8 protein-coding genes are annotated in these 24120 nt (G+C 66.8%); all 8 read left to right on the forward strand.

Going from position 1 to position 24120, the window contains the following annotated elements; genetic code table 11:
• Positions 1-297: 297 nt before the first annotated feature.
• The 8 genes from ACMCNN_RS19735 to ACMCNN_RS19770 all read left to right on the forward strand — a co-directional run bounded on the left by ACMCNN_RS19735 (position 298) and on the right by ACMCNN_RS19770 (position 24108).
• Complete coding sequence (locus ACMCNN_RS19735) at positions 298-2883, forward strand: AAA family ATPase (protein ID WP_412741995.1); 2586 nt, start codon at positions 298-300, stop codon at positions 2881-2883.
• Complete coding sequence (locus tag ACMCNN_RS19740; protein WP_412741996.1) at positions 2880-4169, forward strand: McrC family protein; 1290 nt, start codon at positions 2880-2882, stop codon at positions 4167-4169. Before ACMCNN_RS19735 ends, ACMCNN_RS19740 begins: the two co-directional genes overlap by 4 nt.
• Before the next feature lie 502 nt (positions 4170-4671).
• A complete protein-coding gene (locus ACMCNN_RS19745) occupies positions 4672-7725 on the forward strand; it encodes a PD-(D/E)XK nuclease family protein (protein ID WP_412741997.1) in 3054 nt (1017 codons plus the stop codon).
• Positions 7722-11066 carry a UvrD-helicase domain-containing protein gene (locus ACMCNN_RS19750; RefSeq protein ID WP_412741998.1) on the forward strand — a complete coding sequence of 1115 codons (3345 nt, stop codon included), beginning with the start codon at positions 7722-7724 and terminating at the stop codon, positions 11064-11066. Before ACMCNN_RS19745 ends, ACMCNN_RS19750 begins: the two co-directional genes overlap by 4 nt.
• A gap of 39 nt (positions 11067-11105) precedes the next feature.
• Positions 11106-12617, forward strand: coding sequence for a tetratricopeptide repeat protein (locus tag ACMCNN_RS19755; RefSeq protein ID WP_412741999.1), 1512 nt, complete (start codon positions 11106-11108; stop codon positions 12615-12617).
• 174 nt (positions 12618-12791) lie between these two features.
• Positions 12792-16946, forward strand: coding sequence for a BREX system serine/threonine kinase PglW (pglW, locus tag ACMCNN_RS19760; protein WP_412742000.1), 4155 nt, complete (start codon positions 12792-12794; stop codon positions 16944-16946).
• Positions 16943-20458, forward strand: coding sequence for a BREX-2 system adenine-specific DNA-methyltransferase PglX (gene pglX, locus ACMCNN_RS19765; protein ID WP_412742001.1), 3516 nt, complete (start codon positions 16943-16945; stop codon positions 20456-20458). Before pglW ends, pglX begins: the two co-directional genes overlap by 4 nt.
• Positions 20455-24108, forward strand: coding sequence for a phage resistance protein (locus tag ACMCNN_RS19770; protein WP_412742002.1), 3654 nt, complete (start codon positions 20455-20457; stop codon positions 24106-24108). Before pglX ends, ACMCNN_RS19770 begins: the two co-directional genes overlap by 4 nt.
• The last annotated feature ends 12 nt before the right edge of the window (positions 24109-24120 follow it).

Here is a 24120-nt window from a genome sequence, read left to right on the forward strand (position 1 = left end):
TGCTGGCCTGCTGCGCCGTCAGCCTTGAGCCGACCGCAACGAATGCCAACCACCAACTCCGTGGAGCACGACTCCACCTCGACGGCGTGGTGTACCGACCTGTCCCAACAGCTGTTCCTATGTCGGATGCGACATTCATGTGATTCCGGGCCCTGTGGTTCCGGTGAGCACCACGCGCATAGTTGGGCGTTCTTGTGGACAGTTCACCCGGCCGAATCGGGCCGATGGCGGCCTCTCCTTCGGTACGGTCGACCGGTCTGGGCACGTCGGTCGTGACACGGCTGCGGGGAGAACATCATGGCTTCAGGGCCGCCGACTGATCTTGACGACGCGTTAAGGGAGTTCGACCGGAATGCGGCTGCGCAGCGGGTAGCCGCCGCTAGGGAGCAGGCCGAGCAGATCCGGGCGGAGTTTCCGCTTGGGGACTGGTCGTCCATGGCGTTGGAGCGGTATGCGTTGGGTCACCCCGGCTACAGGTCGTCCTTCTGCTATCGGTTGGAGTTCGCCTCGCCGGAATTGGGCAGCATCAGTGGTGGCAGCTCCCGCAAGCTGATCATCTACCACCGGGCGGACGGGTCGGATTGGTACTTCGATCCCGCCTACGGCAGCGTCGAGACCGCATGGGACGCGCTCCGGGCCGGATTCGTCACCGCCTTCGGTCTCGCCGGAGAGGGCAGATTCGCGGAGGTTGATGACATCCCAGCGCTGCGCTCCGGTCGAGCCCTGCTAAGCAAGAGTCTGTACGTGTACTTCCCGGCCGACCTGTTGCCGATCTACTCCCAGGTGCACGTCCTGCACTTCATCCACAAGCTCAGCGGCAGCAAACCGCCTGACCTGACGCCGATCGCCGCAAACCGCCGTTTGCTGGAGGTCGTTCGCGGAAGTAGCAAGTTCGCCGGCTGGGACCCGATGGAGGTGATGCTGTTCCTCTACTGGTGGGCCGACCCCCGCCCCAGCAGAGCCATCGTCAAGATCGCTCCCGGTGAAGGGGCGCGGTTCTGGCCCGAGTGCCGCGACGGTGGATATGTCTGCGTCGGCTGGGACGACGTCGGGGACCTGACAGCCTTCGGCTCGGAGGAGGAACTCCGTGCCGTCTTCAGCCAGCACTATCCGCACAACGGCAACCAGTCCACTGTGACGGCCAAGGCGCGCGAACTCTGGCGGTTGACGCAGCTTCAGCCCGGCGACCAGGTCGTTGCCAACGAGGGACAGTCCAAAGTGCTCGCGCTCGGTACCGTTGTCGATCCGGGCTACGTTTGGCGGCCTGACCGGGGAGAGTACCGACACACCGTGACTGTACGGTGGGATGAAGCGGCCGCCCGGACCTTGTCCGAGCCAGTGAAGCGGTGGGCCGTCACCACCGTCGCCACCGTGCCGAGCACACTGTGGAAACGGATCACTGGGGAGCGGCCCCCCAAGACAACCGGTCCAGACTTGGTCGCGACGTCAACTGCCGCATCGGCGACCTCGGCCACCCTGCTCGCCGCGCCAGACCGGCAGTTGCAGGCGGTGGGTGAGGCGCTCCAGCGCAAGGGCCAAGCGATCTTGTTCGGCCCCCCGGGAACCGGCAAGACCTACACCGCGCTGCGATTCGCCGCCTGGTGGCTCGCCCCCGCCCGCCCAGGACTGGATCCCTCGGTCGAGTACGGCACACAGGCGTTCGCAGAGGTGCTGGGCGCCCTGTCAGCCCCACCCGTCGGCTCGGCTGCTTGGTGGATGGTCGCCAACCCCTCCGAGTGGTCCTGGGACAATCTGTTCAAGGACGGCTCGGTGAACTTCCGTCGCGGCAAGCTAAAAACGAACTACACGCGTATCCGCGCGGGCGATCTCATATTCTGCTACGAGGCGTCTCCGGTCAAGCGGATCGTCGGATTCGCCCAGGTAGCCCAAGTCAATCTCGACCGGACGGAACCCGTGACCCTTCGCCCGGTCAGCCGTGTCATCGACGGGCCAACTTGGGCACAAATATCCGAAGATCCCCGACTGGCGGCCAGCGAGCCGGTGACCAACCGGAGCCAGGGCACCCTGTTCGCGCTCACCGCCGACGAAGCCCACCGGCTGGCCGACCTCACCGCCGAAACCGATTCGGACATCGACGCCGCCGTAGCCGGCCGACGAGAGGTCGGACTGCTCACCCAGGTGACCTTCCACCCCTCCTACGGCTACGAGGACTTCATCGAAGGCTTCAAGCCTTTCCCCTCCCCCACCGGCGGGCTGAACCTGCGGCTGGTGGACGGCATCTTCAAGCGGGTATGCCGCACCGCCCTCACCGATCCACAGAAGCCGTACCTGGTCGTCGTGGACGAGATCAACCGCGGAAACATCCCAAAGATCTTCGGTGAACTCATCACCCTGCTGGAGTCGGACAAGCGCGGTCTGGAAGTACGGCTGCCACAAAGCGGTGAGGCGTTCGCCGTGCCCGCCAACGTGTACGTCCTCGGCACAATGAACACCGCCGACCGCAGCATCCGGCTCCTCGACGCGGCACTGCGCCGCCGATTCGCTTTCCACGAACTGCTACCAGACGACGAGTTGCTCGAAGGGGCCTACGTCGGCAAACTGCATCTCGCCGACCTGCTATCCACCCTCAACGACCGCGTCCGCACCGAAATAGGTCGCGATCGCCAGATCGGGCACGCATTCCTGCTGCGCGACGGACGGCCCGTGGCTACAGAAGAGGACCTCGCCGCCGCTATCCGCGCCGACGTCATCCCCTTGCTGCAGGAGTACGCCTACGATGATTACGGCCTGCTCGGCCGCCTCCTCGGCGCCGGCACGGTCGACGTGACCAGCCAGCACCTCCGCGACCTTACCGACTCCGACCTCGTCGAGGCGCTATACACCGAATTCCAGGCCACCGTCACGGACCAGTCACTGCCGTGATCGTTCACGACATCGGTGAATACCAGACCCTACGGGTGCCCTGGCCAACCCCCGACCGTGCCGATCTCCACCTCGCGGAAGACCTCGAACGCGGCGGCCGCCTGGCCAAACTCCGCTGGCTGCACAACGGCCACGCCGAGATCACCACCACAGCGTGGGTCGGCGTCATCCAGTTCCATCACTGCACCGTGAACGTGGTGCCCAAGGCCGCCGGGGGCAACCTCGCCGTCTTGGAGATGCTCGACTACGCCAGTGGCATCAACGCCCTGCGCGAGCTACGCGCGCACCGTCGCATCGACGCGCACGGCGTCCATCTACGCGACCTGGTCTGCCTCATGCTCGCCCGGGACAGCGACGAGATCCTGCGCCAAGGACCCTCGCGCAACTATGTCACCCGAGAACACGCCCTGCCGACCCTTCGCGGCCGGGTCCTGGCCGACCGACAGATCCGCCGGCGCTTCGGCCAACTGGACCAACTGGAGTGCCGCTACGACGAGCTCGAGACAGACCACCTCGACAATCAGCTCCTGGCTGCGGGCCTGAACGTCGCCGCACGCATCGCGTCAGCCGCGGATGTCCGGATGCTCGCCCGCCGCGTCGCGGCGGACTTCTCTGGACTCTGTGACCCCGCCGACCTCGACCCCAACGACGTGACCACCAGGCTGCACTACACCCGACATAACGAGCACTACCGCAGCGCCCATTCGTGGAGCATCCTGCTACTACAAGCCGCAGCCGTTACAGATATGTACGGCGGCGGTCAGAGCCGCTGTCCTGTGTTCCTGCTTGACATGAATCGGCTGTTTGAGGACTTCACCACCCGCCTCGTCGAAGACGCGCTCAGTGGTCGTGACGTGCAGGTCCGGCCCCAGGCACGGCACCGCTCCGTGCTCCTCGACGAGACCACGGGCCGCTCACACGGGAGTGTCATCCCCGACCTGCTCCTGGCCCGGGGCACCGGGCGGCGCGCCTGGCGCCGCGCCGTCGACGCCAAGTACAAGTTGTACAGCGAGCGCAACCTCGACCCCAGCGACATCTACCAAACGTTCCTATATGCCCAGGCACTCAGCCGCTCCGGCTCGGACGATCAGCCACCCACCGCCATCATCATCCACCCGGGCACACCAGGCGCGTCCCACCGCCTTGTCATCCGCAACAGCGAAGGCCAGTATGCCGCTCGCATCCGAACCCTCGCCCTCGACATCCCAGCCGCACTCGATGCATTTTCCGACCGACACACCCGAGACGCCTTGCACACACAACTCGAATATGAGCTCACGGCCTGACAACAAAGCAGCCATCGACCAGGATCAGCGCCCTGACGTAATGCCAATGCTGTCGGAAAGTCTTCCACATGGTCGTCATCGTGACAGGGACACCCCGACAAGATCCGCCCCTCCGCGTTGAGCACGCAACTTGACAGGATTTAAACGAAGTCTCGTCAATTGAGATCTCAACGTCCATTGAGCGCCACTATTTGGATTGCCCGGTCGGCTCAGCTCCGGCCGCCGACCTTAGCCGGGTGCGGCAACCAGAATCGACAGGTCGTTCGCCGGCGGTCCCCGCCTTCATCCTCTTCTTCATAGATGCTTGTTGAATTCTCCGCGGCCCGCTGCCACCTTCGATAAGGTGAGCAAGGTTCATCCTCCATTCCCTCGGTCTTGGTCTCATCCGCCGGCGAACAGAGGTCGGACCGATGGATCAATGCACACACCGGCGAGGACGCCGAGCGTGTCAGTGACTTGGACTGGCTATGGCGCCCCGGCATACGCGGCCCTGTGTGAGGTATTGGCGCGGGCCAAGGGCGACGACGCACTGGCGCCGGTCACCGTGCTGGTGCCTACGAATCTCGCCGGCGTGATCGCCCGCCGGTTTCTGGCCCGCGGCGTTGCCGGGCATGCCGGCGTCGCGGGGCTATCGGTGTTGACTGTCGATCGGCTCGCAGAACAGATTGCCACCCCGAAGCTGGTCGGTGCGGGTCGCCGCCCGACCACGTCGGCAGTGCTGGCGGCGGCCTGGCGTCAGGCGCTCACGGAACGGCCTGGCATCTTCGCCCAAGTCGCGGAGCATCCGAATACCGTGCAGGCTCTCGTCGTCGCCCACCGCGAGCTGCGTGAGGCCGACGGCGCAGCGTTGGCGAGCATCGCGGACGGAGGAGCTATCGCTGCCGATCTGGTACGCCTGCACCGTCGAGTCGTCGACTCACTCCATGATTCCTGGTATGACGTGGCCGACCTGCGGCGCGCCGCGGTCGCGGTGCTACGCGAGCGACCGTCGCTCAGCAACGAGATCGGCACGGTGGTGCTCCTTCTTCCACAGGCGTTGCCGCCGAATGCCGTCGCACTGCTCAGTGAACTCCACACCCGCGGCGACGTGCAGGTCGTCGCGGGGATCTCCGGCAACGCTCACGCCGACGCTGCCGTCTTCGGCATAGCCGACGCGCTTGGCGGCGGCCAGCCACCCCCGGTGACGGTGCCAACGGCGACACGAGTGCTGCACGCCTCGGACGCCGACGATGAGGTGCGCTGCGTCGTCCGGCTGCTGACCGCCGCGTTGCACGACAAGCCAGCCCATCGGATCGCGGTGCTGTACGGGTCCGCTCGCCCCTACGCCCGGCTGCTCGCCGAACACCTTGACGCGGCCAAGATCGTGTGGAACGGCACTGGTGTGCGGCCGACGATCGAGCGATGCCTGGCCCGGCTCTTCCTCGACCTGCTCGCATTGCCCGCGCACGGGTGGCGCCGCGACGAGGTCATGGCGCTGCTGGCGGCCGCGCCGACGCGCGACGCTCAGGGACGGCGGACGCCTGCGGCTCGTTGGGAACGAATCTCTCGGGCCGCAGGAGTGGTTGGCGGGGACGACTGGGATCTGCGGCTCAAGGCGTACGCCGCGCAGGAACGTAGTGCAGCCAGCGCCGAACGCGGCGGCGACGCACCGAACGAAGCAATCATCACTCGCCGGGAACGTGACGCCGACGCCGCCCAGGCGTTACGCCGCCGCGTCACTGACCTGCGCGAGCAGTTACACGAAGGCGAAAGCCTCACGGCGTGGCCGGCCCTGGCTGCGTGGGCGCAGCGCATGTACCGGAACATGATCGGCGACCTGGACGAGGAACGATGGGTGCCGCAGGACGAGGCGCGGGCCGCCGCCACCATGACGCGGCTCCTGGACAGCCTGGCAGGACTGGGCACCATGACCGAGACGGCTGACCTGACGGCGCTGTACCTGACAATGGAGCTCGAACTCGCCGCCGACCTTCCGCGCCACGGACGGTACGGCTCCGGGGTTCTGGTTGTCCCGCTGTCCGCCGCCGTGGCCATTGAGGCGGATGCAGTGTTTGTGCTCGGCCTGGCCGAGGATCTGGTACCGGGCCGGCTCGGCACCGACGCCCTCTTGCCTGACGAGGTCCGAGCGTTGGCCGCCGGACAACTGCTCCCCCTGCGCGAACGCTCCGACCGGCAACATCGACATCTGCTAGCCGCGCTTTCCGCGGCGCCCGAGGTGACCGCCTCCTTTCCTCGGGGTGATCTGCGGCAGAGCATGTCCCGGCTGCCGTCTCGGTGGCTGCTACCGACTCTACGGACGCTTTCCGGCAATCCGACACTGGACGCCACCCGCTGGTCCCGCGTGGCAGGCGACTACCTGCTGGACTCCGCCTCGTTCGCGACCAGCCTCGTCAGCACCCCGGATCTTGCTACCGAGCAGGAGTGGCGCACCCGCGCTGCCGCGGCCGCGGCCGCTCACGGCGCTGGCATCGAGGCAGTGCTGCCGGGCGACACCGTCGTCGCGGCGGCCCTAGCGATGCGCCGGGGTCACCACAGCGACCGCCTGACGCGCTACGACGGTGACCTGTCCGGGTTGGGTTTACCTGACCCGACGGTGACGGGAGCGATCTCCCCGACGGCCTTGGAGAGCTGGGTACGGTGTCCGCACGGCTATTTCCTGGGGCGCTTGCTGCGGGTGTCCCCGGTCGAGTCGCCCGAGGAACTTCTGCAGGCCAGCCCGCTCGACGTGGGAAGTCTGGTGCACACCGCCCTGGATCTCTTCTTCACCGCCGAAGCCAACGCCGGGACCGTTCCCTCCGGCACAACGCCGTGGAGCCTGGATCAACGGGCCCGGCTGCGCCGCACCACTACCAAGGTCGCCGAGGACCTTGCCGCGCGCGGGTTAACCGGCCATCAGGTGCTGTGGCGGCGGCAGCTGACCCGCATCCTCACCGATCTCGACCACTTTCTGGACGACGACGAACGGATCCGTGCGGAGACGGGCCGCGCCCAGGTGCGCTCCGAGCTGACGTTCGGGATGCGGGGTACGCCGCCGGTGCCCATCCCGCTGGCTGACGGCCGAGTAGTGCGGATGCGCGGCAGTGCCGACCGCATCGACCAGGCCGGCGACGCACTGGTGGTCGTGGACTACAAGACCGGCAGCGCCCGTTCGTATGCCAAGCTCAACCAGGACGACCCCACCGCGAGCGGGACCAAACTGCAGCTGCCGGCGTATGCCCATGCCGCCCGAGCTGCACTGAACATTTCGGGTGCTGCGGTCACCGCCGAGTACTGGTTCCTTCGCTCCGACGTGCGCAAGAGGGTGTCCATCACGCTCACCGAGCGGGCCGAGCAGGCGTACGCCGAGACCGTCACGGTGATCGTCGACGGGATCGCCGGCGGCTTGTTCCCGCACCGGCCACCGGCCGACGACGGCTGGGGCGGCTACATCGAATGCGCGTACTGTGATCCGGACACTCTCGGGGCCGCGGACCTGCGTGCCCGTTGGGCCCGAAAGCAGAGCGACCCGCGCCTGGCCGCCTACCTCGCGGTCATCAATCCGGACGCCGGCGCATGAGCACCGCACTCACCGACGCCGACGCCCGGCGCCGCATCACTACCGCCCTGGACGAGACCCTGTTCGTCGAAGCCGGGGCGGGCTCGGGCAAGACCAGCTCACTGGTCGACCGGGTCGTGGCCACCGTCCTGGACGATCATTGCCGACTGATACAGATCGCCGCGATCACCTTCACCGAAAAGGCCGCCGCAGAATTGCGCGACCGACTACGGGCCGCCTTTGAACGCCACCAAACCGACCCGACACCCGAACGAGCCGCCCGCGCCACCACGGCACTTGACGACCTCGACAGCGCGGCGATCGGCACGCTGCACTCCTTCGCCCAACGCATCCTCATCCAGCACCCCATCGAAGCCGGGCTGCCGCCCCTGACCGAGGTTCTGGACGAGGTGGGTTCCGGCCTGGCCTTCGACGACCGGTGGACGACGCTGCGGGCCGATCTGCTTGACGATCCTGAGCTGTCGGACACCTTGCTGCTGGCCATGGGCGCCGGAATGCACCTAGACGACCTGCGGTCGCTCGCCGTAGCCTTCAACGCCAACTGGGACCTCATCGCCGAACGCGTCCTCGCCCAATCCGTCCCGGCCCTGCCACCGATCGACGTCGACGACCTTGTTGCGGAAGCACAACGCATCCTCGCGCTTCGGTCCTACTGCACCGCCGACAACGACAGGCTCCTTACCCACCTCGACAAGCTCGACGGCTGGATGAGGCAGCTCACCGCCGCACCGGACGACCCCGCCCGGCTGACCATTCTCGGCAACGCCCTCAGCGGGGCCTGGCGGCACGGCCAGGCGGGCAACTGGCGCCCCTACAACCTGGAGGAACTACGCGGCGCATGCCGCAATCTGGCCGCCGCCGCCATCGCGCTGCGCGATCGGGTTCTCGAGGCCACCCTGCGGCGCCTCGGCCACCGCATCGGCCGCGCCACCATCGAAGACGCCGACGTACGCCGCGCCGAAGGCCGCCTGGAATTCCACGACTTGCTCGTGCTCGCCCGCGACCTGCTCCGCCACCCCAACCACGGCCCGGCTGTACGCGCGACGCTGCACCGCCGTTACCAGCGACTGCTGCTCGACGAGTTCCAGGACACCGATCCCATCCAGATCGAACTCGCGGTCCGCATTGCCGGTGGTCCCTCCGCCGACGCACCAGAATGGTCCGAGGTCACCACCGGTGCCGGCAGCCTATTCCTCGTCGGCGACCCCAAACAGTCGATCTACCGGTTCCGCCGCGCCGACATCGCTACCTATCTGCACGCTCAACAACACCTGGGCTCTGGAGTCGCCCTTGATACCAACTTCCGCACCACCGCGCCCATCCTCGATTGGATCAACACCACGTTCGGGCAACTCATCGAGGCGACGCCCGGATCGCAGCCGGCGTACCGGCCGCTGCGTGCAGTCCGCCCCGCCGCTCCGAATGGGCCGGCCGTACTCATCCTCGGCACCGAGCCGCATGCCGACGGCCCGAGCGCCGACGAGCTCCGTACCCGAGAAGCCGCCGATGTCGTCACCACCGTACAGGCGGCCCTGACCGAGGGTTGGCAGGTTATTGACGGCGATGCATGGCGACCGGCCCGGCTGCGCGACATCGCCGTTCTCGTTCCGGCACGGACGTCCTTGCCGCACCTGGAAGCCGCGCTCGACGCCGCCGGCATCGGTTTCCAGTGCACCGCGAGCTCGCTCGTCTACCGCACCCGGGAGATCCGCGATCTGCTTACCGCGGCCCGAGCCGCGGACGACCCCAGCGACGAACTTGCCTTGGTCGCTACCCTGCGGTCGCCGCTGTTCGGCTGCGGCGACGACGACCTCTGGTCCTGGCATCAAGCGGGCGGACGCTTCGACCTGCTCGCCGCACCGCCCGCAGGTCTGGGCGACCACGCCGTCGCGCGCGCCATCTCATACCTGCGCCGCCTGCACGACGACCGGCCTTGGCTGACGCCCAGCCAGATCCTCGCCCGACTCATTGACGACCGGCGCATGTTCGAGTCCGCCGCCGACGGGCCTCGTGCCAGCGATGTGTGGCGCCGGCTGCGATTCGTGGTTGACCAAGCGCGCGCCTTCAGCGACACCGCGCACGCTGGTCTGCGCGACTACCTCGCCTGGGCCGCCCGGCAGGGAGCCGAATCGGCCCGCGTCGCCGAGCCCATCCTGCCGGAGACCGACAGCGAGAGCCTGCGCATCACGACGATCCATGCCGCCAAAGGCCTCGAGTTCCCCATCGTCATCCTGTCTGGGCTGACCAGCCGCGCCGGCGGCGCCCGCGCAGGCGTGGAGGTTCTGTGGCCCCGCGAAGGCGGCTACGAACTCAAGCTACGGAAGAACCTGCAAACCGCGGCGTACGAAACCGCCAAGCCGCTCGACGAGCAGATGGACTACCACGAGCGTCTGCGCCTTTTGTACGTTGCCTGCACCAGAGCCCGGGACCACCTCGCCGTTTCCCTCCACCGGAAGGTCCGCACCGCGAAGGAGCCGCCTCCCCCACGCGCCCTCACCAGCGCCGAGCTACTGGCTGAGGCCGCCCCCGCCGCGCCTTCGTTGCCTCCGGATGTCGGTGCCATGCCGGACGTGGTGTTGAAGACCCCAGCGACGCCACCACCGCCGTTCGAGCAGTGGCAGAATCGGATCAGTCGAGTCCGGCATCGCGTCCGCCAGCCTTCCGCGATCAGTGCCTCACAGCTCGAAGGCACGCTCACGGCGGTCATGCCGGCACGGACTGACCGGCTTGGTGAACCTGCCGATCCGGGACTCGCCAAGAACCCCCGCGACCTGGAGCTGCCGCCTTGGAACAAGGGCCGCTACGGTACCGCTATCGGCCGCGCTGTCCATGGCGTCCTGCAAACCGTCGACCTATCCACCGGTGACGGGCTCACCGACGCGGTCGCTGCCCAGTCCCTCGCCGAGGGCGTCAGCCAGCACGCCGAGCTCATCTCCGACCTCGCGCGCTCCGCCCTGGAGGCCGACGTGGTGCAGCGCGCTGCGACCCGGCCACACTGGCGCGAGACCTACGTCGGCACCACGATCGACGACAAGGTCCTCGAAGGCATCATCGACCTGCTGTATCGCGACGACGACGGCTTGGTCATCGTGGACTACAAAACCGACGCCGTCCCGTCGAGCGCTCTCGACCAGCGGGTCGACTACTACCGGCCCCAAATGGCCGCCTATGCCGCCACGTTACAGAACGCCACCGCGGAGGAAATCGCTCGCTGCATCCTGCTGTTCCTCACCCCGCACGGCGCCCACGCACGGACAGTGGGCAGCCTACCGAACGCCGCCCTTCTCGCTCGTGCCGGGGCGGACCTCGACGTCCGTTTGTCGAACGCACCGCCACAATGACGATACGCACTGTTCATCGGGAGATCTACTGTGGGAAGCTTGGCCGACTCCGCTGTGGAAATTCTGCCCGTTGCAGGCATGCACTCCATCGCCCACCTACTACCCAAATCCAAGAACCGGTGCGGTATATACGTTCTACGATTTGCGAATGACGACCGCTATGTGGGCCAAGCGGTCGATGTGGTCACCCGGTTCGCCACACATCGAAAGAACTACCCCGACATCATCGAAGTTACGTTCTGGCGCGTCTCGAAGCCAGACCTCAACGCGGTTGAACGCGCAGAGATCCGCCGCATGGAGGACCAGGGATTTCAGTTACGCAATGTGGTGCACACGCAAGGACGGCTCGGTGCCAGCGACTTCGACATCGTCGTCCCTACGACGGAGCAGGACAGTTGGCTTGCGTCGGCTCCGTCCGACGTCATGGAACCCGACACTCGACCGCAGCACCCTGCGCTGCGCCGGGGCAACCACGTCGGATACCAACAACTCTGCGCCGATGCCCGCTTCGCCAGACTTGAATTCGGGCTGCGGCGCTACGTCGCATGGACCATCCCAGCGCCGTACCGTACCGAGCTCAGCTACTGGTCAATCAGTGCCAGGCCCGGCACGCTGGGCGGCAAGCGCCTCCTCACCCTTACCGTACACAATGTGGAGACGCTGTTTGTCTACGCGCCACGCAACGAGCCGGAGACAGTGGAATTCTGCCTCAACATTGATCGGGCTACCATTCTCTCCCGATGGAAAAGTCTTGAGGCGTTTGAGGAGCAGATTCCAGGCATGAGTGTCAACGAGCCAAAATACAGATCTCGGCCGGGGATAGCTGGCATCTGGATCGACAACACGCGCGACTTCGTACGTCTCCTGAACGTGGACGGCGTTGTTTCCGCGGCTCGCCGCCTGAACCTGGATCTCATGCGAAAAGGCCCGGCTCTGAATTGGAAAAGCCACTGCCTCGACCTCGCAGACCGAATCCTTTCACCGGCCATAGTCGAGCCACCACCGACCGATTCAACCGATTCAGAAGAGCTTTTCGAAATCGGCTTCTGGTTCGACGAGCAAGGACGCTTCGACGATGCCGAGCCCTACTACCGTCGCGCCGCCGATACCGGCCACATTCCGAGCATGTTTCACCTTGGCGTGTTGTGCAGTGAGGGGGCCAAAGTCGATGAGGCCAAATCCTGGTGGCGCCGCGCGACCGACGCCGGCGATTGTGATTCAGCGGTGGGCCTCGGCGAGCTTCTTGCCAGCCAGGGCGACTTGGCCAGCGCGGAAGCGGTCTTTCAACGGGCAGTAGAGCTCGACGACTCCGACACTGCCCTCAATCGGATTGGCGTGTTTCATCAGGACCGACGGCGAGACCTGGAGACGGCTGAGCGGTACTACCGACGCGCGGTAGCAGCCGACAACAATGACGCCATGCTGAACCTTGGTTGGCTGCTCGAGAGTCGTGACGACCTGACCGGCGCCGAGGAGCTGTTCCAGCGCGCCGCAGATGTGGGCAACAGTGAGGCCGAGGAGCATCTCAAGGAGCTGAGAACCAAGCTGTAGGTGTCTGCCCCGGAGGAGGCGCCTGCGCCATGCGGACCAGACACGGTTGGGATGGCGCGTTAAGGTACCCTCGCCCGAGCTGAGTGTAAGGATCTGTACCCGTACCGCTGTCACGCGGGACGTGTCACTACCTAGGGTCAGCAAGGGGGCCGGCAGTGTCTTGCGGGACGGCTGATGCATGAGAACTCGCCCCGATGGGAGCAGATCAACCCGAGCGGCTACCTGCACGAACAGGAAGGCCTGCGCGAGCTCGCCTCCTACCTTCCCGACGCCGACCCCTTCCACGTCTGGGCCAACGTCGAGTTCGTCGGCACCGACGGCTCAATCAACGAGGTCGACGCGCTCGTCTTAGCCCCCAGCGGCCTGTACGTGCTGGAGCTCAAGCACTGGCAGGGCGAAATCGCCGGGGACGGGAACCAATGGGTACGCCGGATGCCCAACGCCCGCCTCATGCCCGAGGACAACCCGTACATTCTGGCCAACCGCAAGGCCAAGCGCCTGGCCGGCCTGATCCGTCACTACGCACGCCAGCAAGGCAAGGAGCATCTCGCCCCGTACGTGGGCGCAGCCGTCTTTCTCCATGCACGCCAAATGCGGACCAGGTTCGACGAGATCGGGCGCCAGCACGTCTACGGCCTCAACGGCCACGAAACCCACTCGCGACTGCCGAGCCTACGTACGCTCCTGCTGGCCCGTCCGCGTCACCTCGACCAACTGGTCGACGGCGCCCGAGCGCGCCAAATCATCGAGCTGGTGCGCGGCGCCAAGATCCGCCCGTCGGTGGCGGAGCGCAAGGTCGGTCAGCTGATCGTTCACGCGCGTCCTTTTGCCGAGGGCATCGGCTGGCAGGACTTTATGGCCGGGCACGGCATGGACAAGAACCTGGTACGCCGGGTCCGCTTCTACCTGACCAGCCGAGCCCCCTCGGAGGACGTGCCGGTCATCAGGCGCGCGGCCGAGCGAGAGTTCCGGCTGCTCCAGGGCATCCACCACCCAGGCATCGCCCGGGCCGGAGATCTGGTGGATCATCCCTGGGGCCCCGCCGTCGTGTTCGACCACGAGACCGACTGGGTCCGCTTCGACCAGTGGCTGGTGCAACGCGACGAACGGCTCACTCTGGCACAGCGGCTGCAGCTCGTGCAGGACCTCGCCGAGATCATGGACCATGCGCACTCCCGGCGGCTGGCGCATCGGGCGCTCAACCCGCGCGCGGTCTATGTGGCCCGCCCGGACAAGTCCCGGCCTGGGCTGGTGGTGACCGACTGGCAGGCCGGAGGTCGGATGGCCGGGGCCACCCAGGTGACCCGGCTTAGCTCCTCGACCGACAGCGCAGGCCTGGAGTTGTTTTTCGACGACGAGACCCGCCGCTACCAGGCCCCGGAGGCGGTCAGCCACTCCGATGTACCCGGCAGCCAGCTCGACGTCTTCTCGCTGGGCGCGATCACGTACCGGATCTTCGCTGGTGACGCGCCGGCGACCACGCCGGAAGAGCTGATCGCGGCCGTACGTGACGGCGGCCTGAACCTCGCCGCGGTCGCCGACGGCGTCCCGTCGGCGCTGGCGACGCTGGTGTACGACGCGACGCGAGGCGACCCGTCGCAGCGGCTGCCGAGCGTGGCGGCGTTCCGCCGGGGCTTGGAGGCGGTGTGGGAGGAACTGACCGCGCCGGAGCCCGATGAGGTGGTCGACCCGCTGGAGGCGCACGCGGGCGACGTGCTCGAGGGCGGCTTCACGGTGGTGCGCGGCCTCGGCTCGGGGGCCACCGCGACCGCCTTGCTGGTTACGGTGGCAGAGGCCGACTCGGCTGACGGCACGGAAGAGCGCAAGCGGGAGCTGGTGCTCAAGGTTGCCCGCGACGCGCAGTACACCGACCGGTTGACGGCCGAGGCCCGAGTGCTGCGCGACCTGCGCCCCCACTGGCAGGTCGCTGCCCTGGTCGACGGCCCGGTGACCGTCGGTGGGCGTACCACCCTGGTCTTGGAGAGTGCTGGCCAGCGCACCCTGGCCGAGGAGCTGTCCGGCGGCCGCCGTCTCGCTCTGGACCTCCTGGAGCGGTACGGCCGCGACCTGATGGACATCGTCACCTTCCTGGAGGGTGAGGGCGTCTGGCACCGCGACATCAAACCCGCCAACCTGGCCGCGCGCCCGCGCCCGAAGGATCGCCAGCCGCACCTGTGCATCTTCGACTTCTCGTTGGCCGCCACCGCGGTCGACCAGCTCGGCGCGGGCACCCCGCCATACCTGGACCCGTTCCTCGGACCGCCTCGCCGGATGCGGTACGACGCGGCCGCGGACCGCTTCTCCGCCGCGGTCACGCTGTACGAGATGGCGACCGGCGCGCTCCCTCGGTGGGGTGACAATGCCAACCCCGCCGCGATCAGCGACGAGGTCTCGCTCGACCCGGCTGCGTTCGACCCGGCCATCGCCGACCGGCTGGTCACATTCTTTGCCCGTGCACTGGCTCGCGAGGCAGGAGAGCGGTTCGACACGGCGGAGGAGATGGCCGACGCCTGGCGGATGATCTTCAAGGACATCCCGGAGCCGGTCGGGGAGGCACAGCCCGGGTCCGCGCTCACCCGCGAGTCCCCCCTGGACGGCATCGGGTTGACCGCCAGAGCCCGCTCCGCATTGGAGCGGCTCGGCCTGCACACCGTCGGCGAGCTGCTCGACTGCGAGCCGTCCGCATTGACGCGCGCCAAGGGCGTACCCGACGCCACCCGCAAGGAGATCCTCGCCCAGGCCCGCGCGCTCCGCACCCGGCTTCCCGGCACACCGACCCCGGCAGAACCCGCACCGGAAACCCCGATGCCATACGGCGTGGAGGGGCTGTGCGACAGGCTCCTGCCCGGCCCCCGGGCCAAGGACCGGGCGGCACTGGAGTTGCTCCTCGGCCAGGCACCGACTGGGGACGGCACCTTCCTGCGCTGGCTGTCGCAATCAGACGCCGCCAGAGCCACCGGCATTGCCCAGCCGCAGATCTCCATCCTGTTGCGCAAATACGCCAAGCTCTGGCTGGAAAACCCAGCCGTGGCGCAGGTGCGCGACGAGATCGTCGCCCTCCTGGATGCCCGCGGCGCGGTAATGTCCGCCGACGAACTGGCCGAGGCGCTGATCGCCGCCCGCGGCTCCTTCACGAGCGGACCCAAGCGCTTTCCGCAGGCTATCGGTCTGGTCCGCGCCGCCGTGGAGGCCGAACTGTCCCGGGGCGGCGACGCCAGGCTCGCGATCCAGCGATTCCGCGGCTCGGACGCCGTACTGGTCGGGCGTGAACCGGATGATCCGGCCGCTGTTACGACGGCTGCCGACCTGCTTGCGTACGCGGTCCGCCTGGGCCGGCGTGCCGCGGACCTCAGTGCGTCGGACCCGCTGCCCACCCGCGGCCGCGCCGTGGAGGAACTGCGCGCGATCGCCGAGCCCGAGGGCCTGCCGGCGTTCGGCGACTCGCGGCTACTGCAACTGGCCTCGGCCGCCAGCAACGGCGCCGCTGACGTCAACGCCCAGGGCCAGCTCTATCCCGTGGGCATGGTTGCCGACCGCGCGCTGCGGCTGGCCGTCGGTAGCCTTGTCGGCCAGCGCCTCAGCGCCGACCAGGTGCGGGCACGTGTCCGCGCCCGTTTCCCCCGCGCGCAGGAGCTGCCCGCGAGCCGACTGGATCTGGACGACCTGCTCAGCGCGTGCGGGGTGCCGCTGGAGTGGGACAACACCCAGCAGGCGTACGCGCCACGCACCGCGGGCGTGGCACCGACCAGCACTCGGATCAGCCGCACAGTCTCGCCGTTGGCCAGCCCGGGTGCGGTCGAGGAGGTGGACGCCAAGCTGAGCGCCGCGCTGGATCGGCGTACGTTCCTCGCGGTGCTGGCCCCGCTGAAGCGGCTTGCTGCGGCCCGGCGCGCCCTGCTAACCCGGCTGCGGCTGACCGAGGTCAACGTCACCGGCATCATGGTGTCGCAGTTGCGCGCCCTGAACTTCTCGTGGGAGGCCATCATCGCCGCCGACAGCGGCACGCCGACCGACCCCGACTTCCGCAGCCTGGTCGACCTCGTGCACCACGAGGTCGTCCCTGCGATCGAACGGGCGCTCGAAACTGACGAGCCGGTCGTGCTGACCGAGGCGGCCCCGCTGACCCGCTACGGTCAACTGCGGCTCCTGCAGGAGCTGGCCGACCCCACCCGGCCCCGACCGGCCGCCCGCCTGCTGCTGGTGCCAGCCCGGCGCCCGGAGCCCGCCATGCTCGACCACGCCCAATTGCCCCTGACCTCCCCGGCAAGTCAGTCAATCTGGCTTCCGGACACGTGGATCAGGCCGATCGTGGAAAGGCCCGCGTCATGATCGAGCTGAAGGCGCTGCAAGGCCAGGTCAAGGCCCTAGCGGAGGACCTTCGCGGTCAGATCACGGCCGAGGTGGAGTTGCGCGCCGAATTGCACAAGGAGTATGACGACGCGCACGCCGCCCAACGCACCGGCGGCACGTTCGAGACCTGGCTGGAGGAGATCCTCGACCAGGCCGCGGTGGCGTGGGTGCTCGACTGCGTGTTCGTACGCTTCTGCGAGGACAACGGTCTGGTCGACGGGCTGTGGATCGGCGGACCCACGGACGAGGCGCCGGTGGAGCGGGCCGTGCAGAACCGGCAGGCGTACCTGATCGCCAACCCACGCCACAACGACCGGCACTGGCTGCGCGAGGGGTTCAGCTATCTGCGTGGTTTGCGCGCCACCGGGAAAATCTTCGATGAGCACAACCCCGTGTGGCGCTTCGACATTTCTGGTCGCGCTGCTGAGGCGCTGTCCGACTTCTTCCGGCGCGGCGCGGGTTGCCGGTCGCTGCGCTCATCGGGGCTGGACACCCGATTCCTGGGTGACCTGTACCAGGACCTATCCGCGCACGCGCGGCAGACATACGCGCTACTGCAAACGCCGGAGTTCGTAGAGGAGTTTATCCTCGACCGGACATTCGAGCCCGCCTACCGGGAATTTGGCCTAGCGGAGACGACGGTGATCGACCCGACATGCGGTTCGGGGCATTTCCTCCTCGGGGCATTCCGGCGGCTCATCGCCCGGTGGAAGGAGCGCGAGCCAGCCACGGACGTGCGGGAGCTGACGCAGCGGGCGTTGCACCAGATCACTGGCGTGGACATCAACCCACTTGCGGTGGCGATCGCCCGCTTCCGGCTTATGGTAGCTGCCTTAAATGAGTGCGGCATGTTCAAGCTGGAACGAGCGCCGGCGTTCGACGTCCGGGTGGCAGCCGGAGATTCACTTCTGGACTGGGGTGAGAAATCGCGTCATCAAGGCGACCTGATGGCGGAATTGGAAGAGCGGCCAACCTTCGCCTACGCCACCGAAGATGCCGATGTGCTGGCCAATTACCTGCGGAGCGGCACCTACACGACCGTTGTCGGAAATCCACCCTATATTACCGTTAAGGACAAGGTGCTCAACGCACGGTACCGAGACATGTACCCTGCCTGCTCCGGCAAGTACGCCCTCACCGTGCCATTTGCCCAGCGATTCTTTCAAATGGCCCGACGGGCTGATCATGATGGTGACGGCGCCGGTTGGGTCGGTCAGATTACATCAAACTCGTTCATGAAGCGAGAGTTCGGCAAGAAGCTCATCAACGTCGTTTTTGCTCACGATGTTGAACTCGCTGACGTGGTCGACACTTCGGGTGCATTTATTCCCGGCCATGGAACTCCGACGGTCATCTTGGTGGGAAGAAACCGGATGGTGAGTGCTCGTTACAGCGGTCCTGTACGCACCGTCCTCGGTATACGCGGCGAGCCATCTCAGCCTGTGGATCCGTCCAAGGGACTAGTCTGGACTGCGATCTTGGACCAGATAGATCGACCCGGCTCCGAATCCGAATGGATCAGCGCCGTCGACGCCAGCCGCGCGTCCATTGCGACCCACCCCTGGAGTATGAGCGGTGGCGGGGCCAATTCTGTCATGCTTGCCATCGAGTCAGAAGCCAGTCGGCTTGGCAACCGGACCACTATGATGGGATTCGCCGCAATCACCGCGGAAGACGACGCATTCTTCCTGACGGCCGCGGCCGCTCGAAGGATTGCCGCAGAGTCAACGATGCCCATGGTGACGGGCGACGTGGTGCGAGATTACTTAATCGATCCGGAAATCGTTTGCATTTTCCCTTATCAGAAGGATTTAAATACCGCGGCGCCGCCTTCCGTACCACGAATCATGCGTCATCTCTGGCCAAATCGACGCGTACTCCAGCGTCGCAAACGCTTCGGAACGTTTATAGAGGACATACCATCCCTCCAGTGGCACGAGTTCGGCGAACTCTACCGCGAAAAGTTGCGAACAGAATTGTCGATCACGTTCGCCTTTGTGGCAACACATAACCACTTTGCGCTAGATCGGGGTGGAAGGATCTTCAACAGGTCGGCTCCCGTGATCAAGTTGCCGGAAGGGGCTACGGAGGACGACCACCTGCGGCTGCTTGGAGTGCTAAACAGCTCAACGGCGTGCTTCTGGCTAAAGGAGGTGAGCCAACCAAAGGCGGGTGGCGGCGTCGGACGCGGCATGCAGGACGAGGCATGGGAGGAGCGATACGAATTCACTGGAACGAAGCTACAGGAGTTCCCAATACCGTCGAGGTTTCCGCTGGAACGATCGCGATTCATTGATCAACTGGCCAATCGCCTCAACGCCGTTAGCCCGGCAATGGTTGTGAACTCCGGGACGCCCAGGCGTCAGAACTTGGCAGAGGCCGAAGTCGAGTACCACTCTGTCCGCGGGCAAATGGTAAGCATTCAAGAAGAGCTGGATTGGGAAACGTATCAAATCTACGGCTTGATTGACGAGAACCTGACTTGTGAGACGCCCCCCGAGCTTCAGCCAGGTCAGCGAGCGTTCGAAATCGCCATGACGCGATCCGAAATTCACACGGAGTGGTTTAGGCGGCACAAGTCGACATCGATCACCGAGCTGCCAGATTATTGGCCAGGCACATATAAGCAGCTCGTGGAGCGAAGGATAGCCGCTTTGAAGTCTAACCGGCACCTCGCTCTTGTGGAGCGCCCAGAGTACAAACGACGGTGGTCACAGAAACGCGACAAGGAACCTTGGGATTGGGCGGCACAGCAATCGTTCGCTTTGCGTTCCTGGTTGCTTGATCGCCTAGAGGTGCCCGAGCTTTGGGGCGGCGCCCCGTCCCCAATGTCAATCGCGCAACTCGCCGACCGGTTACGCCACGACGAGGAATTCCGGTCCGTTCTGGACATCTGGGCGGGCACCGACCAGCACGACATCTTGACGACGCTGACTCGGCTAATCGCCGATGAGCACGTGCCATTCCTCTCCGCCCAGCGCTACAAGCCTTCGGGGCTTAGAAAACGGGCTCAATGGGAGCGCACCTGGACGCTACAGCGTCGCGAAGACGAAGGTGAGAAGGTCGACATCCCGGTTCCGCCAAAGTTCGCTACCGCAGATTTCGCGAAGGCCAGCTATTGGCGCAACCGAAACAAGCTCGACGTCCCGAATGAGCGCTTCGTTTCCTATCCCGACATGGGCCGAGAGGGCGACAGTAGTCTACTTCTCGGCTGGGCCGGGTGGGATCACCTTGCCCAGGCACAGGCATTGGCCACCGTTTACCTGGATCGCAAGACGCAGGCCGGCTGGCCTCCCGAACACCTTCTGCCGCTGCTGGCTGGCATGGCGGAGCTAGAGCCGTGGCTGCACCAGTGGTACGCCGAACCACGACCCGGATTCGCGGGCACACCAGCGCAGTTCTTCACCGGGCTGATCGACACAGAGCTGGGCGCGTTGGGTGCCGACCGGGCCGCACTAACCACGTTGCGTGGCGTAGAGGAGTTGACATGACCCTGCTGCGGGATCTGATCGACATCCCGACCTCGGTGGGTGACGCCGACTTCGTGGTCCGCGCCTCCGAGGGCGCCGACCTGGATCGCTACGTAGTCACCGACGACCTGCGGCGCAGCTTCGACGAGGCGCTGACCATGATCGGTCACGCGGTCGCCACCGGTCGCTCCCAGGCGAAGTTCCTGCACGGCTCGTTCGGCTCCGGCAAGTCGCATTTCATGGCGGTGCTGCGGGAGATCCTGCGCCACAACCCGGACGCCCGGGCGGTCCGTGGCCTGGCTGATCCGATCACCAAGGCGGACGATTGGTTGCGCGGCAGGCGGATCCTGACGCTGACCTTCCACATGCTCGACGCCGAGTCGGTGGAGCAGGCAGTTCTTGAGGGCTACCTGCGCCAGGTATCCACGGCGCACCCCGAGGCGGCACCACCGGCCGTACACAAATCGGATGCCCTGCTGGCCGACGCCGCGCGGCTGCGCGCGGACCTGGGTGACGAGAAGTTCCTCGCTCGGCTACACACTGGCGGCGCTGCGGCTGGCGGCGCGGGCGGTGGCCTCGCCGCCCAACGGGCCCAGCGGGCAGGGTGGACCGCCGAAACGTACGCCGACGCAGCCGCCGCACCGCCCGGCACGAAGCAGCGTGATGCACTGGTCAGCGCGCTCACCACCGCGTTCTTCACCAACGCTGTCCGCAGCGGGGAATACCTCGACCTGGACACCGGTTTGGCCGTGATCACCCGGCACGCCAAGGATCTCGGGTACGACGCCATGGTTTTCTTCCTCGACGAGCTGATCCTGTGGCTCTCCACGAAGATCGCCGACCACACGTTCGTGCAGACCGAAGGCGCGAAGCTCAACAAGCTGGTCGAGTCCTCTGACGCCGCGCGGCCGCTGCCGATCGCCTCGTTCGTGGCCCGGCAGCGCAACCTGGAGGACTTCCTCGGCCCGCAGGTCGGCGGCACAGAGCGGGCCGCGCTGGCCGACGTCATGCGCAGCGTGCAGGGACGGCTCGGCACCGACATCGTGCTGGCCGACACGAACCTGCCCGAGATCACCGAGAAACGGCTACTCAAGACGGACGACGCGGGGCGCAAGGTCATCGACGACGCATTCGCTGCGGTGCGCAGCCGGCGCGAGGTGTGGGACACACTGCTGCTTGGCGCCCAGTACGGCGACGCCGGCATCGGCTCGGACGCCGCTGCGTTCCGCCGCCTGTACCCGTTCTCCCCCGCGCTCGTGGCCACCCTCGTGGCGCTGTCCCAGGCCTTGCAGCGCGAACGGACCGCGCTGAAGGTGATGACCGAGCTCCTGGTCGAACGCCGCGACACGCTGCGGGTCAACGACTTGATCGGGGTGGCCGCCCTTTTCGATCCGCTGGTGCTGCGCGGCGAACTGCCCGACCGGCCACAGCTCAAGCAGCTTTTTCAGGCTGCAAGGGACACCTATCTGCACAAGCTGCGCCCGCTGTTGCTTGCCTCCCACGGCATCACCGAGGAGCAGGCGGCCGGGCACGAGCTCTTCACCCTCGACGACAGGCTCGTCAAGACGCTGATCCTGGGCGCCCTGGTGGCCGAGGTTCCCGCCCTGCACAATCTCACCGCAGCCAAACTCCACGCGCTCAACTTCGGTTCCATCGCCTCGCCGATCCCTGGCTATGAGAACCAGATCGTCCTGGAACGCCTCAAGCGGCTCGCCGCCGACGCCGGGCAGCTGCACCTGGGAGACGGCCCCGACCCGGTCGTGTCGCTGAAGTTGTCGTCGGTCGACTACGACCGGCTGCTCGAACTGGTGCCACACAACGAGACCGCGGCCGGGGTGCTGCAGCAGCTCGTCCGCGAGATGGTCTGCGGCGAGCTGGGACTGGACAGCCCGTCAGGCACCTTCGGCGAACTCTCCTATGTGCGGGAGTGGCGGGGGCGCAAGCACTCGATGCAGGTGCGCTTCGGCAACGTACGAGACAAGGACAACATGCCGGACGCCTCGCTGGTCGGCAGCGGCGACGGCTGGCGAATTGTAATCGACTACCCATTCGACCCGGGACACCGGCGCAATGAGGACTTCGCCCGCATCGAGACATTGCATCCGGGCTCGAAGACGGTCTTCTGGATGCCGTTGTTCCTCACCGACGAGGTGATGGGCCGGGTCGGCCAGCTCGCGAAGATTAACTACTTGCTGGGGGGCGGCGGCGCGGGTGACCGGCTCAATGCCCTGGCCGCCGACTGGTCCGTTGCCGACCGCCAACAGGGCAAGATCTACCTGCAACAGCGCCAGCAGCAGCTGAGGGTAGCGCTGCTCGCCGCGTTCAAGCAGGCGTACGGAGCAGCCGCCCCCGAACGCGCCAACGTGGAGGACGACAGCATCGGCGTGCTGCACACCCTCGCCGAAGGCCTGCGCCTCGGCGATCCCCGTGGCGGCACGCTGCGCGACGCATTCCACAACCTGACCGGCGAGCTACTCACCTGGTCGTATCCGGGCACCCCCGCGCTGCCCGACGATGAGAAAGCGGTGACTCGCGCGGAGCTCGGCAAGGTCGTCAAGTACGCCCGCCTGGCCGCTGCCGACCCGACCAAGGGAATCCCGGTCGACCAGCCGGACCAGAAGACGATCAAGCGGATCTGCAACCAGCTCCGCCTCGGCGAGCTGATCGACCATAGGTACGTGCTGACGATGAGCACCTGCTGGTGGAGCGGCCACCTGCTGCAGCACGCGGCGCAGCAGGGCTACACGGAGCACTTTCCGGTGCACGTCCTCCGTGACCTGCTGGACAAGCCCAAGGAACGCGGCTTCGACCGCGACCTGCAGAGCGCCATCGTTGCTGTTTTCGCGGCCGAGCAGCAGCTCGCGTGGTACCGCGGCGGAGCGAAGGTTTCTGTGGACACGGTGCAGGCTGTCGAGGACCTCATGGAGCTGCGCCACCCCGAGATGCCGAGCGAGCAGGCATGGCGGGACGCAGCCCGGCGCGGGCAGGGATTCTTCGGCAAGGTGCTGCCGGCTCTGCGGATCCCCAACAACCTTGCCGAGCTGGCCGGGACGATGCGGGGTGAAGCCAAGACGCACGCGGCCGCGGCGGCCGCGCTGGTGGTCGAGTTGGAGCGGCGGGCCGACGCGCTGGGGCTGGACCGCGATGCCGGCATCGGTCGGCTGGCGACCGCCCGCAGGGTGGCCAAGCTGCTGACCGACCTCAGCGCTGAGACCGACGACGTCACCGTGGTCGAACGAATGGCCCGCGCGGATCTCGGCGACATCGACGAGGTGGCGGCCGGAACCTCATTCAAGACGGCAACTGCCGTCACCGCCGCGCTCACCGGCGCCCAATGGGCGCTGCTGGATGCGGTCCGGGTGCGGTCCGCCAATGACGACGCGGCTCGGGTCATTGTGGAGAAGCTGCAGTTTGCCGCACGGCACGAGCAGAACGCTGCCGACCTGACTGCTGCTCTCCGTGACGCTGCCGCGGAGGCCGCCGCCTTGCTCGTCCAGCCCGGACCGGGCCGCGGTGGGGTCGTCCCGCCCCCGGTCGGGCCGGGGCCTGGGCCGCAGCCGTCGTCCAGCCGTACCTTCACGGAAGCGGCAGCCTGGGATGTGGCTGCGGGCGAGATCCGCGCGAAGCTTGAGGCCGGACAATCGGTGACGGTGACCTGGGAGGCACGGTGACGGTCGCGCAAC

Origin of the sequence: Krasilnikovia sp. MM14-A1004 (assembly GCF_047159485.1) — a bacterium.
GTDB lineage: Bacteria > Actinomycetota > Actinomycetes > Mycobacteriales > Micromonosporaceae > Actinoplanes.